Source organism: Pseudomonas sp. GW821-FHT01A09, assembly GCF_058986725.1.
On the sequence record NZ_JBYSWB010000003.1, the window covers coordinates 313,861 to 326,139 of the forward strand.

12 protein-coding genes and 1 pseudogene are annotated in these 12,279 nt (G+C 64.9%); 9 read left to right on the forward strand and 4 right to left on the reverse strand.

All coding sequences use genetic code 11. The features are described from left to right. Positions 1–11: 11 nt before the first annotated feature. A complete protein-coding gene (locus AC3WJP_RS05905) occupies positions 12–917 on the reverse strand; it encodes a LysR family transcriptional regulator (protein ID WP_493720298.1) in 906 nt (301 codons plus the stop codon). A gap of 108 nt (positions 918–1,025) precedes the next feature. Here AC3WJP_RS05905 and AC3WJP_RS05910 point away from each other — a divergent pair, with 108 nt between their 5' ends. Then, positions 1,026–1,892: an aldo/keto reductase family oxidoreductase gene (locus tag AC3WJP_RS05910; protein WP_493720299.1), complete on the forward strand. Its 867-nt coding sequence runs from the start codon at positions 1,026–1,028 to the stop codon at positions 1,890–1,892. Positions 1,893–2,045: 153 nt separating this feature from the next. Here the strand turns inward: AC3WJP_RS05910 and AC3WJP_RS05915 are convergent, their stop codons facing one another. Further along, positions 2,046–2,939 carry a LysR family transcriptional regulator gene (locus AC3WJP_RS05915; RefSeq protein WP_493720300.1) on the reverse strand — a complete coding sequence of 298 codons (894 nt, stop codon included), beginning with the start codon at positions 2,937–2,939 and terminating at the stop codon, positions 2,046–2,048. Positions 2,940–3,043: 104 nt separating this feature from the next. Between AC3WJP_RS05915 and AC3WJP_RS05920 the strand changes: the two genes are divergently transcribed. The 3 genes from AC3WJP_RS05920 to AC3WJP_RS05930 all read left to right on the forward strand — a co-directional run bounded on the left by AC3WJP_RS05920 (position 3,044) and on the right by AC3WJP_RS05930 (position 5,358). Then, positions 3,044–3,706: an NADPH-dependent F420 reductase gene (locus tag AC3WJP_RS05920; RefSeq protein ID WP_493720301.1), complete on the forward strand. Its 663-nt coding sequence runs from the start codon at positions 3,044–3,046 to the stop codon at positions 3,704–3,706. A 146-nt stretch (positions 3,707–3,852) separates the two neighbouring features. After that, complete coding sequence (locus AC3WJP_RS05925) at positions 3,853–4,425, forward strand: methylated-DNA--[protein]-cysteine S-methyltransferase (protein WP_493720302.1); 573 nt, start codon at positions 3,853–3,855, stop codon at positions 4,423–4,425. Positions 4,426–4,434: 9 nt separating this feature from the next. Continuing rightward, positions 4,435–5,358, forward strand: coding sequence for a DNA-3-methyladenine glycosylase family protein (locus tag AC3WJP_RS05930; protein WP_493720303.1), 924 nt, complete (start codon positions 4,435–4,437; stop codon positions 5,356–5,358). Between the two features lies 1 nt (position 5,359). Here the strand turns inward: AC3WJP_RS05930 and AC3WJP_RS05935 are convergent, their stop codons facing one another. After that, complete coding sequence (locus AC3WJP_RS05935; RefSeq protein ID WP_493720304.1) at positions 5,360–6,547, reverse strand: MFS transporter; 1,188 nt, start codon at positions 6,545–6,547, stop codon at positions 5,360–5,362. 109 nt (positions 6,548–6,656) lie between these two features. Between AC3WJP_RS05935 and AC3WJP_RS05940 the strand changes: the two genes are divergently transcribed. From AC3WJP_RS05940 to AC3WJP_RS05950, 3 genes and pseudogenes are all read left to right on the forward strand, one after another. After that, on the forward strand, positions 6,657–7,601 hold the full coding sequence (locus tag AC3WJP_RS05940) for a LysR family transcriptional regulator (RefSeq protein WP_493720305.1): 945 nt from the start codon (positions 6,657–6,659) through the stop codon (positions 7,599–7,601). A gap of 228 nt (positions 7,602–7,829) precedes the next feature. Then, positions 7,830–8,516: pseudogene (locus AC3WJP_RS05945) on the forward strand (cache domain-containing protein); the annotation flags it as partial. A gap of 123 nt (positions 8,517–8,639) precedes the next feature. Continuing rightward, the gene (locus AC3WJP_RS05950; RefSeq protein WP_493720351.1) at positions 8,640–9,374 is read left to right on the forward strand and encodes a methyl-accepting chemotaxis protein; all 735 of its coding nucleotides are present in this window, start codon (positions 8,640–8,642) and stop codon (positions 9,372–9,374) included. A gap of 137 nt (positions 9,375–9,511) precedes the next feature. Here the strand turns inward: AC3WJP_RS05950 and AC3WJP_RS05955 are convergent, their stop codons facing one another. Next, the gene (locus AC3WJP_RS05955) at positions 9,512–10,048 is read right to left on the reverse strand and encodes a GlcG/HbpS family heme-binding protein (RefSeq protein WP_493720306.1); all 537 of its coding nucleotides are present in this window, start codon (positions 10,046–10,048) and stop codon (positions 9,512–9,514) included. Positions 10,049–10,149: 101 nt separating this feature from the next. On the opposite strand from AC3WJP_RS05955, the gene AC3WJP_RS05960 reads away from it, so the two are divergent. Both AC3WJP_RS05960 and AC3WJP_RS05965 read left to right on the forward strand, forming a co-directional pair. Beyond that, positions 10,150–11,046, forward strand: coding sequence for a LysR family transcriptional regulator (locus tag AC3WJP_RS05960; RefSeq protein ID WP_493720307.1), 897 nt, complete (start codon positions 10,150–10,152; stop codon positions 11,044–11,046). A 219-nt stretch (positions 11,047–11,265) separates the two neighbouring features. Beyond that, positions 11,266–12,213 carry an aldo/keto reductase gene (locus AC3WJP_RS05965; protein WP_493720308.1) on the forward strand — a complete coding sequence of 316 codons (948 nt, stop codon included), beginning with the start codon at positions 11,266–11,268 and terminating at the stop codon, positions 12,211–12,213. The last annotated feature ends 66 nt before the right edge of the window (positions 12,214–12,279 follow it).

The following is a 12,279-nucleotide window of genomic DNA, read 5'->3' on the forward strand; positions in this document are numbered from 1 at the left end:
ATCATTTCTGCTCAGGGTTCGTTGCGCTCCTTGATGAAGTCCACGAACGCCCGCAATGGCGCGGGCAGATGCTTGCGTCCAGGGTAGTAGAGAAAGGGCCCGCTGAACGCCGGCCACCAGTCCTGCAACACTGGTTCCAGGGCGCCGCTGTCGAGGTAGGGCTGCAGCCAGTCTTCGAACAGGTACACCACGCCCAGGCCTCGCACGGCGGTGTCGACGGCCAGGTCGACGGCGCTGCCGATGCTCACCTGCAGCGGCCCGGTGGGGTCGATGCGAACGCTTTGCGCGCCGCGCTCGAACTCCCAGATCGGTACGTTGCCGCTGGGGAATTTGCCGCGCAGGCAAGCGTGATCGAGCAACTCGCGGGGGTGCTCCGGGCGGCCAGCGCGGTCCAGATAGGCCGGTGCGGCGGCTGCGGCGAAGCGCTGTACCCGCGGGCCGATGGGCACGGCGATCATGTCCTGCTCCAGGCGCTCGTCGTAGCGGATGCCGGCGTCGAAACCGGCGGCGAGCATGTCGACGAAGCTCTCTTCGGCGACTACTTCGAGGCGGATATCCGGGTAGGCCTGGAGGAACGGCGTGATGATCGCCGGCAGCACCAGGCGCGCAGCGCTGACCGGTACGTTGAGGCGCAAGGTGCCGGCGGGGCGGTCGCGAAAGTGATTGACCACATCCAGCGCTGCTTCGACTTCGTCCAGCGCCGGCACCAGGCGGTCCAGCAGGCGGCTGCCGGCCTCGGTGGGGGCGACGCTGCGGGTGCTGCGGTTGAGCAGGCGCACGCCCAGGTGGGTTTCGACCCGGCGCACGGCGTCGCTGAGGCTGGAGGCGGACTTGCCGCTGAGTCGCGCACCTTCGCGAAAGCCCCCGGCTTGCACCACGGCGCGCAGGGCCAGCAGGTCTTGCAGATCGGTTTTCATTGTTCGCTCTCCCGTACAACCCGTGCCGATTTCACTCCATTATCACGCAGGGGGTCAACGCCTATAGTGGCGGGGTGTTCACATCCCGCGCGTCCCCAGGAGACTCAAATGCCCCATGCACTGCACTTCCAGCTTGGCGACCGTCAGGTCAACCGCGTCGGCTACGGCGCCATGCAACTGGCCGGCCCCCAGGTGTTCGGTCCGCCCAAGGATCGCCAGGCGGCGCTCACTGTATTGCGCGAGGCCGTTGCGGCCGGCGTCAATCACATCGACACCAGCGATTTCTACGGTCCGCACATCACCAATCAGCTGATCCGCGAAGCGCTGGCGCCTTATCCGCAAGACCTCACCCTGGTCACCAAGGTGGGCGCCATGCGCGGCAGCGATGGTTCCTGGAACCCCGCGCAAAGCCCGGCCGAGCTGGTGCAGGCGGTGCACGACAACCTGCGCAACCTCGGCCTCGAGGCGCTGGACGTGGTGAATTTCCGCGCCTGGGGCAACATGCACGAACCCAAGGAAGAGTCCCTCGAAGCGCAGTTCTCGGCGCTGGCCCAGTTACAGCAGCAGGGCCTGATCCGCCATCTGGGCGTGAGCAATGTCACGGCCGCGCAGGTCAGGCAGGCGCAAGGCATCGCCAAGGTGGTCTGCGTGCAGAACTTCTACAACCTCTCGCAACGGGGCGATGACGCGCTGGTCGACGAACTGGCCGCGCAGGGCATCGCCTATGTGCCGTTCTTCCCGCTGGGCGGCTTCAGCCCGCTGCAATCCGAGGCGCTGAACAAGGTTGCACTGCGTTTGCAGGCCACCCCGATGCAGGTCGCACTGGCCTGGCTGCTGCAGCGCGCGCCGAACATTCTGCTGATCCCCGGCACCTCCTCGGTCGCTCACCTGCGCGAGAACCTGGCAGCGGCCGAGTTGGTGCTGCCGATCGAGGTGCTGGGCGAGCTGGACGGGATAGGTGGGGCGGGGGTTTAGAGACGGCGGCTAGCCGTCAGGGCGCGCTCTGAGGGGCTGCAGGCCGAGCTGGAAGATCTTCTAGGCGTGACGGTCGACGTGCTCACTCCTGGCGATTTGCCGATCAAGTTCCGGGCTCAGGTAGTCGAACAGGCCCGTCCGGTCTAACTGAATTCACCCGCGCCCAAACCTCACCAGCACCGCCTCGATAAACCGCCTCAGCTTTGCCGTGCGCTGGCGATTGGCGGTGTACAGCAGATGCATCTCGCGGCTCGGCGCCGCATAGTCGCTGAGCAGTTGCACCAGTTCGCCGCTCTGCAGCGCCGGTTGGAGAAAGTCCACAGGCCCCAGCACAATGCCGAAGCCGTCCACTGCGGCGGTGAGCAGGGCCTTGCTTTCGTTGACCTGCAAGCGGCTGCTGACCCTCACGCTGTAGTGCTCAGCCCCTTGGCTGAATTGCCATTCGCGCTCGGTCGGGCGTGCCCAGTAGGTGTAGCTCAGGCACTCGTGCGCCTGCAGGTCGGCGGGGGTGCGTGGTGTGCCGCGCTCGGCCAGATACCGCGGCGCCGCGCAGGCCGCCAGTCGGTAGGGTGCCAGCGGCCGCGCGGTGAGACTGGAGTTGCTCAGCGGGCCGATGCGAAAGGCCACTTCGTAACCCTCCTCGACGATATCGATAAAGCGATCGGTCAGGTGCAGGTCGATTTCCACCTCGGGATGCTGCCGCAGAAATTGCGTGATGAACGGCATCAGCACATAGGAACCAAAGGCCACCGGCGCGGTGATCCTGAGTTTGCCGCGTGGGGTGTCGTTCATGATCTGGGCCAGCGAATCGGCGGCCTCGGCTTCGCTCAGAATGTGCTTGCAGCGCTCGTAATAGGCACTGCCAAGCTCGGTCAGGCTTTGCCGGCGCGTGGTGCGGTTGAGCAGGCGCGCGCCCAGGTGCCGCTCCAGTGCGGCGACGTGCTTGGCGACCATCTGCGCCGACAGCCCCAGGCGTTCGGCGGCGCTGGCGTAGGAGCCGGATTCGGCGGCCATGACAAAGGCGCCCATGCTGGTCAGGCGGTCCATGATTCACTACTCCGAGTAACGAGACTAAGTCGATGATGGCGATTTATCTACGCCTGATGGCGAATCATCATAGTCCCTGGTGTATTCAGCAGCGGAGAAATCACATGAAAATCGGAATCATCGGTGCAGGTTTCATTGGTCGCAGCGTGGCTCATCTGGCGCTTGCGGCGGGGCATGACGTGATGCTCAGCAATTCCCGCGGACCGCAGAGCCTTGGCAGCGTGTTGAGCGATCTGCCGGGCAGCCAGGTGGGCACGGTCGAGCAGGCCGCTCGGTTCGGCGACATGGTGTTGCTGGCCATCCCGTTCGAGCAGTACCGCAGCGTCCCGGCGCAGTGGCTGGAAGGCAAGACGGTGCTCGACGCCAACAACTATTACCCGGAGCGCGACGGTCATGTCGCCGCGCTGGACCGATTCGAAACCACCACCAGCCGCCTGCTGGCCGAGCATCTGACCGGGGCCAGGGTGGTCAAGGTATTCAACGCGATTCTGGCCCGGGATCTGTTGCAGGATGGCCGCCCCAGCGGCGCCGCCGACCGCCGCGCGCTACCCATCGCGGCGGACGATGCCGGCGCCCGGGATCAGGTCATCGGGCTGCTGGATGAGCTCGGCTTCGACGCGGTGGATGCCGGTAGTCTGGATGACAGCTGGCGCTTCGAACGGGCCAAACCGGCCTACTGCATAGCGTTCGGCAAGGCTGGGCTTAAGCAAGCGCTGGCGGCGGCGCAGCGAGAGGTGGAATTGCCCCATGGTTCATGGCGGCACTGATCATGGCGAGCGCTCATCGGTACGGGCGTCGGGGGCTATGGGGCGCACGAGGGGATGTCTAGCGGACTGCGCCGCAACAATACCGTTGTGCTATAAATCGCTGCGTTTTGTATCTGATCGCCTGTCGCCTCAGGAGCCTTTTGCCCATGGCCTACCTCTGCAAGACCCTGCCATCCCCCGTCGGCGTGCTCACCCTGGTCGCCAGCGATAAAGGCCTGGCGGCGATTCTCTGGGAAGTCGAACGTCCCGACCGGGTGCGTCTGGGCGAGTTGACGCCGGTCGACAGCCACCCGGTGCTGGACGAGACCGCACAGCAACTGACGCAATACTTTGCCGGCCAGCGGCAGCGCTTCGACCTGCCGCTGGATTTCGTCGGCACCGCGTTCCAGCGCAAAGTCTGGCAGGCGCTGTTGACCATCCCCTTTGGCGAGACCCGCACGTATTCGCAGATTGCCGCGCAGATCGGCCATCCCACTGCCGTGCGCGCGGTGGGCGCTGCCAACGGCCGCAACCCGATCTCGATCGTTGCGCCGTGCCATCGGGTGATCGGTGCATCGGGGGAGCTGACCGGGTTTGCCGGTGGCTTGCCGGCCAAGCACGTGCTGTTGACGGTGGAATATGGCGAGGGCGCCCCGGGGCCAGGCACCGGGGCGCCCGGCAAACGCAGCAAGTGGCTGAGTGCCGAGCAGGCGAAGAGGCAGCAGTCACTGGATTTTTGAGGACAAAGAATGAAGCAGGTGGTCGCTGTGCCCAGGGATGAAATCGAGCTGCCGTACCAGGCGCCTTTCGATTGGCAACGCATGCTGCGGTTCTATGGCGGGCGCTCCAGTGCCGGGGTCGAAACGGTGGAGGACGGCTGCTACATCAGGACTCTGGAGTGGCAGGGCGACAGTGGCCTGCTGCGGGTGCGCCAGGATGGGCAACGGCCGTGCTTGATTGCGACGCTCGAAGGCCCGGTCAGCCGCCATCTGGGCGCGCTGGAGGCCAAGCTGATGGGCATGTTCGACCTCTGCACCGACCCGGCGCAGGTACGCGATGGCCTCGGTCAGGACCCGTGGCTGCAGCGGTTGACGAGCCAGGCGCCGGGGTTGCGGATTCCCGGTGCCTGGTCGGCCTTCGAGTTGGTGGTGCGGACCATCGTCGGCCAGCAGGTCAGCGTCAAGGCGGCGACCACCATCACCGGGCGCCTGGTCGCGCGGGCAGGGCGGCCGGCAGCGGGCCCGAGTCATGAGTTCGCGGCCTGGCAATTCCCGACGCCCGCCGCCTTGGCGGCGGCAGACTTGAGCTTGATCGGCATGCCCGGCAAGCGCGTGGCGGCGTTGCAGAATTTTGCTCAAGTGGTGGCGGATGGGTTGATCATCGATTCAGTCGCTGGGCAGGATATCCCGCCATTGCGCAAGGCCTTGCTGGCCCTGCCAGGCATCGGTCCCTGGACCGTGGAGTATGTGGCCATGCGTGCCTGGCGCGATACCGATGCCTGGCCTGGCAGCGACCTGGTACTGATGCAGGCCATCGCCCGCCAGCATCCGACGCTGCTCAAGCCTGCCCAGCAGGCCGCCTGCAGTGACGCCTGGCGGCCTTGGCGGGCCTATGCGGCGATGCACCTGTGGAACGAGATTGCCGATCAGGTCGGTGCCCAGCGCGGCGGCTGAATCAGCTTTTGCGGCGCATCATCAACAGCGCCAGGACCACGCCTACCGCGGCAATCGCGCTGGCGATCAGACCCAGCGACTGCAGGCCGAAGTGGCCAATCCCCATGCCGCCAACGATGGCGCCCAGGCCGATCCCGGCGTTGGCAGCGGAGATGTTCATGGTCGCCGCCAGCGCTTGCGCCTTGGCGCCGGCTTGCATCACCCGCACCTGGCAGATCGGGAACAGCGCGGTGTAGGCGACGCCCCAGGCGATCAGCGCCAGCACCAGGGCGATGCGATTGTCGGCCAGCGGCACGGCGGCCAGCATGCCGGCACCGAGCAGAAGCAGAAACAGCACCATCGCCCCCAGCGGCGTGCGGTCCACCAGGCGCCCGCCGATCTGGTTGCCGATCATGCCCACGGCACCGAAGCCCATCAGCCACCAGCCGACCTGGCTCGGGCTGATGTGCGCGAGGCGCTCGAGGATGTCGGCCAGATAGGTGTAGGCGGTAAACATGGCCGTGAACGCGAGGATCGACAGCAACACGTGAGCGAGGAAACGCGGATCCTTGAGAATCGCGGTCTGCTTTTCGCCCTCGGCCTTGGCGGGTGAGGCCGGCAGCGTCGGCATGCACAGTTGCAGCAACGCGGCGATCAGCAACGACAACCCCACCAGAATCCAGAAGCTGCCGCGCCAGCCAACAGTGTCCGCGGCCAAGGTGCCCAGCGGCACGCCGAACACCAGCGCCGCGCTGATGCCCAGGTACACCTTGGACACGCCTTTGCCCTCGTTGCCCGGCCCGGCCAGTTGCCCGGCGGTCTCGCTGGCGGTGCCCCAGAACACCGGCAAGCCCAGCGCCGGAATGAAGCGCGCCAGGGCCAGTACCCAGATATTGGTCGACAACGCCGCCAGCGCATTGGACGCGGCGAACACCAGCAGGATGCCGATGAACAGCTTCTTGCGATCCAGGTGGGCCAGGCGCGCGGTGAGGACCGGGCCGAACAGCATGACCGTGAAGGCGAACAGGGTGACCACCTGACCGGCCAGGGCCACCGAGATGTTCAGGTCCCGGGCCAGCGCCGGCAGCAGGCCGACGATGAGGAATTCAGTGGTGACGATAATGAACGCGGCGACGGCCATGATCAGAATCTGCAGGCCGCTGCCTGCACGCGGCACGGAAGTGGCGTCGGCCGTGGAAGAAGTTTGCATTGCAATTGCACTCGAATGGAAAGTGACGCGAGTCTATTGAAGAATTAAAAGCGGATCTTGGCTATATTTGCCCGAATGTATGGAATTAAATTCATTAATAGGTCCCGCCATGTTTACCTCCGAGCGCCTGAAGGGCATCGATGTGTTTGTCTGTGTCGCCGATCAGGGCAGCTTTACCGCCGCCGCCGAGCGTCTCAACCTCAGCAGTTCGGCGGTCAGCAAGGGCATTGCCCGCCTCGAGCAGCGCTTGGGCGCGCGTTTGTTTCAGCGCACCACCCGGCGCTTGGCGCTGACCGACGCCGGCGCGAGCTTCTATCGCACCTGCGCCCAGGTGCTGGCCGATCTCGAAGAGGCCGAACTGGCCCTGGATATCGAGAACACCGAGCCCCGTGGCCGGGTGCGTATCGATCTGCCGGCCTCCTATGGCCGGCTGCACGTGTTGCCGGCGATCCTGCGGTTTGTCGCCGACCACCCGTTATTGCTGCCGCACATTTCCTTTTCCGATCGCTTCGTGCAGCCAGTGGAAGAGGGTATCGATATCGTCGTGCGCATCGGCGGCCCGGATGCCTGGCCCGCAGCCCTCGGGCACCGCTATCTGGGCGCCCAGCGCTTGATCTTCTGTGCCTCGCCGCATTACCTGCAAGTCCGCGGTGAGCCTCTGGGCGAACGCGATCTGGAACAGCACAGCTGCGTGGTCTACGGCGACGGCAACGGCATGGCCAACCCCTGGTATTTCGCTGGCGCGCAGCCGGGGGAGATGGAGCGGCGGGTGATGCCGGCGCGCATCGCGGTCGGCGATGGCGAGGGGCAGTTGATGGCAGTGCTGGCCGGCCAGGGCATCGCCCAACTGCCCACCTGGCTGGCGTCCCGGCACTTACAGGACGGCAGCGTGGTCGAGGTGTTGCCGCACCTGGCCACCGATGGCTTGCCGATGAATCTGGTGTGGCTCAAAAGCCGCGAGATGCAACCCAAGGTGCGGGCGTTGCTGGATATGCTCGCGCATTGTCTGACGCCTTCGGGCAGCCAGCCGCTAGGGCACTACACTGCTGGATAGGACACTTGTGCCGTAGTCGCGCACAGTTCGTCGATGCCATTCAAGCTTTGCCAGATCGCTGCCGACAGCCTTTGAGTGATCGCGCATTGGTGCGCCAAGCTGCTATGCCCATAACAAAAGCAATAATTTGATCGAGGGGTCATGAATATGCGCAGTCTTTCCATCAGTCGACGGCTTTGGCTCATCCTGGTTGTCGCGGTATTGATGCTGGTGGTGATGTCCGGGGCCATGCTCAAGCAGATTCACGACGACCTGTACGACGCCAAGGCGCAGAAGACCATGCACGTGGTGCAGACCGCCAACGGCGTGCTGGAGTATTTCCAGGGCCTCGAAAAGGCCGGCACCCTGACCCGCGAGCAGGCCCAGCAGCAGGCTATCGAAGCCATCCGCGCGCTGCGCTACAACCAGACGGACTACTTCTGGATCAACGACCTGCGCCCGGTGATGATCATGCACCCGACCAGCCCCAAGCTGGTTGGCCAGGATCTGTCGGGTATCAAGGATCCGGACGGCTTCCAGGTGTTCAACGAGATGGTCACCGTGGCCAGGAACAAGGGCGCGGGGATGATCAACTATCGCTGGCCCAAGCCCGGTGCCAGCGAGCCCGTGGCCAAGACCTCCTACGTCAGCCTGTTCGCGCCTTGGGGCTGGATCATCGGCTCGGGTGTGTATGTCGACGACGTGCAGGCGGAGTTCAGCCAGCAAGTCTGGAAGGCCGCGTCCATCAGCCTGGTGATCATTCTGGTGATGATGGCGCTGCTGGTGGTGATCTCGCGCAGCATTCTCGGCCCGCTCAACACTACCGTACAGGCCATGGCCAATATCGCCAGTGGCGAGAGCGACCTGACCCGCACCCTGGCCACCGAAGGCAATGATGAGGTCACCCAACTGGCGCGGCATTTCAACGGCTTCACCGCCAAGCTGCGGCGGGTGGTCGGCGAGCTGCAGCAATCGGCCACAGGCCTGGGCCAGGCGTCGCTGGAGCTGGGCAGCAATGCCGATCAGGCGCAGGTGCGCAGTCAGCAGCAATCCGAGCAGATGGAACTGGTGGCGACGGCGGTCAACGAAGTGACCTATGGCGTGCAGGATGTGGCCAAGAACGCCGAGCATGCGGCCAGCGAGATGCGCGACGCGCAATCCCAGGCGCAGCAGGGGCAGGCCAATATCGACAGCAGCCTGCGCCAGATCGGCGCCTTGTCCGGGACCATCGATCAAGCGGTAGGGGTGATTCGCACGCTGGCCAGCGAGAGCACCCAGATCGGCAGCGTGTTGGAAGTGATCAGCTCGATTGCCGAGCAGACCAACCTGCTGGCGCTCAACGCTGCCATCGAGGCGGCCCGGGCCGGGGATCAGGGCCGCAGCTTTGCGGTGGTGGCCGATGAGGTGCGGCTGCTGGCCCAGCGCACACAGAAGTCCACGGCCGAAATCCACAGCATGATCGAGCGCCTGCAGACTCATTCCGATGCGGCGGTGAAGGTGATCGGCGACAGCAGCCGGGCCTCGCAATTGACCATTGAACAGGCGGAGCTGGCGGGCCACAGCCTGACGTCGATTCGCAACGCGCTGGGCAATATCAACGGCCTGAACGCGTCGATCGCCAGTGCGACCTTGCAGCAGTCCCACGTGGTGGAGGATATCAACCAGAACGTCACCCAGGCAGCGCAGCTGTCACGCAACGCGGCGCTGGCGGCGGAGCAATCGAACGTGGCGAGCTTGCAGCTCAAGGGCTTGAGTGAGCAGTTGAATGGCTTGTTGAGGCAGTTCAAGGTCTAGGCCGGTCGGCTGGCTGGTCAACCAGGACGCTTTCGCGAGCAAGCTTTGCTCCCACAGGTGTACGGCGTTGCAACGGTGTACGGCTGTGGGAGCAAAGCTTGCTCGCGAAGCGGCCATATCAGGCACTCCAAGTAGTGCTATTGAAACGACGCCTGCATCGCTTTCACCGCTTCGCTGGCGCAGGCTTCATCCTTGTCGCCTCCCGGCGCACCCGACACCCCCAGCCCGCCGATGACCTGGTGATCGGCGCGGCGCAAGGTCACGCCGCCGGGGATGAACAGCACCTCGGGTACGGTATTGAGCGCGCCATTGCTAGGACCGTCCAGATGCGCAGCGATCAGCTCGCTGGTGCTGTTCTTGTCGAACGCCTGGCCATAGGAATAGGCCGTGTAAGCCTTGCGGTACGACACCGACAACGACTGCAACGGCACCGTGTCGCCCTTGATCACCACTTGCTCGTGCCCGGACGGATCGACCACCGCGGCCGTCACCGAATAGCCCCTTGCCGCGCAGATCTGCACCGCCTTGCTGGCCAGCTGTTCGGCGGTCTGCCAGGGCAGCTTCTGGGTAGTGATCAAGGGTGGCGGCGTGGTACTGGCGGCGTTGGCGGCGTCGGCGCCGAGCACGGCAGCGAGGGTCAACAACGGCAAGGCGAAGCGGCGATTCAAGGCCATAGAGCGATCTCCTGTTCGGTAAGGAATCAGTATCGGCAACAGCGACTCAGGTAGAAACCGGATATTCTCGGAATGTCTTTCCGAAAATCCGGACAATTGCCATGCATGAAGTTTCCGATATGGCGGTATTCGTCGAGGTCGTCCGCCAGGGCGGATTCTCTGCGGCGGGTCGCAGCCTGGGGCTGGCCAGCTCGGTAGTCAGCGACCGGGTCAAGGCCCTGGAAGCCCGCCTGGGCGTGAAGTTGCTGCACCGCACCACCCGCCGTCAGACGCTCACCGAGAGCGGGCAGCTCTATCTCGAACGCGCGCAGCCCATCGTCGCCGACATCGCCGCGCTGGAAACCCTGGTGCTGGAGGCCAGCGTGGCGCCCCGCGGTCCATTGCGGGTCACGGCACCGGGGCCGTTGGGACGGCGCCATATTGCGCCTCTGGTCGGCGCCTTCTGCCAGGTGCATCCGCAGATACAGGTGCACTTGACCCTCGACGACCGCTTCAGTGACATCGTCGGTGAGGGCTTCGATATCGCCGTGCGTGGCGGCCCGCTGATCGACAGCCAGTTCACCGGGCGCCAGTTGTTCGACACGCGCCGAGTAGTGGTGGCCAGCCCGGCCTATCTGCGCGACGCTGGAGCGCCCGCGACCCCGGCGGATCTGCACCGGCACCGTTGCCTGCTGTTCAATCACGAAGGGCACTTTCATGCCGACTGGCGCTTTGGTCGTGGCGCGCAGGCGCAGACCTGGCGCGTCGACGGCGCGCTGGTATCGAGCAACTCCGAGCTGCCCATCGATTGGGCGCTGCAGGGCCTCGGCCTGACGCAGAAGTCCTGGTGGGAGGTTGCTGCCCATGTTGCCGGTGGCCGCCTGTGCACGGTGCTCGACGGCCATGAACCGGAGCCCGTGTCCTTTTACGCGATACACCCGGTGCGCTCGGCGCAATCGCGCAAGGTGGGATTGTTCATCGAGGCGTTGAGTCAGTGGTTCGTCGATTTCAAAGCGTAAGCGGCGTGCTGCAGCGTTGAAATCACTCCCACAGTGCCGCCAATTCCGGCGTCGTAAGCCTGTGGGAGCAAAGCTTGCTCGCGAAGAGGTCGGTAAAATCGCTGCAATATTCGAGCTGAACCTGAAAGCAGATTTCATCCAGGCGCAGCGAACCATCGGCGCACCATGGCGTCAGGTTTCATACCTGCCGATTTCAATCCCTCGTTCAAGGAGAGCGACATGCACAAGCGTCCACTTGGCAATACCGGTATCGACATCGCCCCGTTGGTGTTCGGCGGCAACGTGTTCGGCTGGACCATCGATGAAAAGACCAGCTTCGCCGTGCTCGACGCCTTCGTCGACCATGGCTTCAACGCCATCGACACCGCCGACGTCTACTCGGCCTGGGCCGACGGCAACAAGGGCGGCGAGTCCGAAACCATCATCGGCCGCTGGCTCAAGGCGCGCCCCGGCGCGCGCGAAAAGGTCGCGATCTTCACCAAGGTCGGCGCCGACATGGGCGGGGAGGGCAACAAGGGCCTGTCCAGCCGCTATATCCCCACGGCGCTCGACGCTTCGCTGGCGCGCCTGGGCACTGACCATATCGACCTGTATTTCTCCCATTGGCCCGACCCGCACACACCCTTCGCAGAAACCCTCGGCGCCTATGAAGCCGCGCTCAAGGCCGGCAAGATCCGCGCGGTGGGCGCCTCCAATCTGGATGCCGCGCAGCTGCAGGAATCGCTGAAGGTGGCCAAGGCGCAGGGTTTGCCGGCCTATCAGGTGCTGCAACCGGAGTATAACCTGTACGACCGCGGCAGCTTTGACGGCGCCCTGCGTGATACCTGCATCGCCAACCACATCGGCGTGGTCACCTACTACAGCCTGGCGTCGGGGTTTCTGTCGGGCAAGTACCGCAGCGAGGATGACCTGGGCCAGAGCAAGCGTGGGCAGGGCATTGCCAAGTATCTGGACAAGCGCGGCCTGGCGCTGCTCGATGTGCTGGACGGGGTGGCGGCCGAGCATGGCGCCAAGCCAGCGGAAGTCGCTCTGGCCTGGCTGATCGCCCGCGAGGGTGTGACCGCGCCCATCGCCAGCGCCACCAGCGTGGCTCAGGTCGAAAGCTTCGCCAAGGCGGCGGCGCTGACACTCAGCCCGGCGCAGGTGAAGGCGTTAAGCGAGGTCTGAAGGCGCTCCCGGCAACCCAGGTTCGGGTGCGGGTAGGTATCGCCCGAAAATGCGCGTCATCAATAA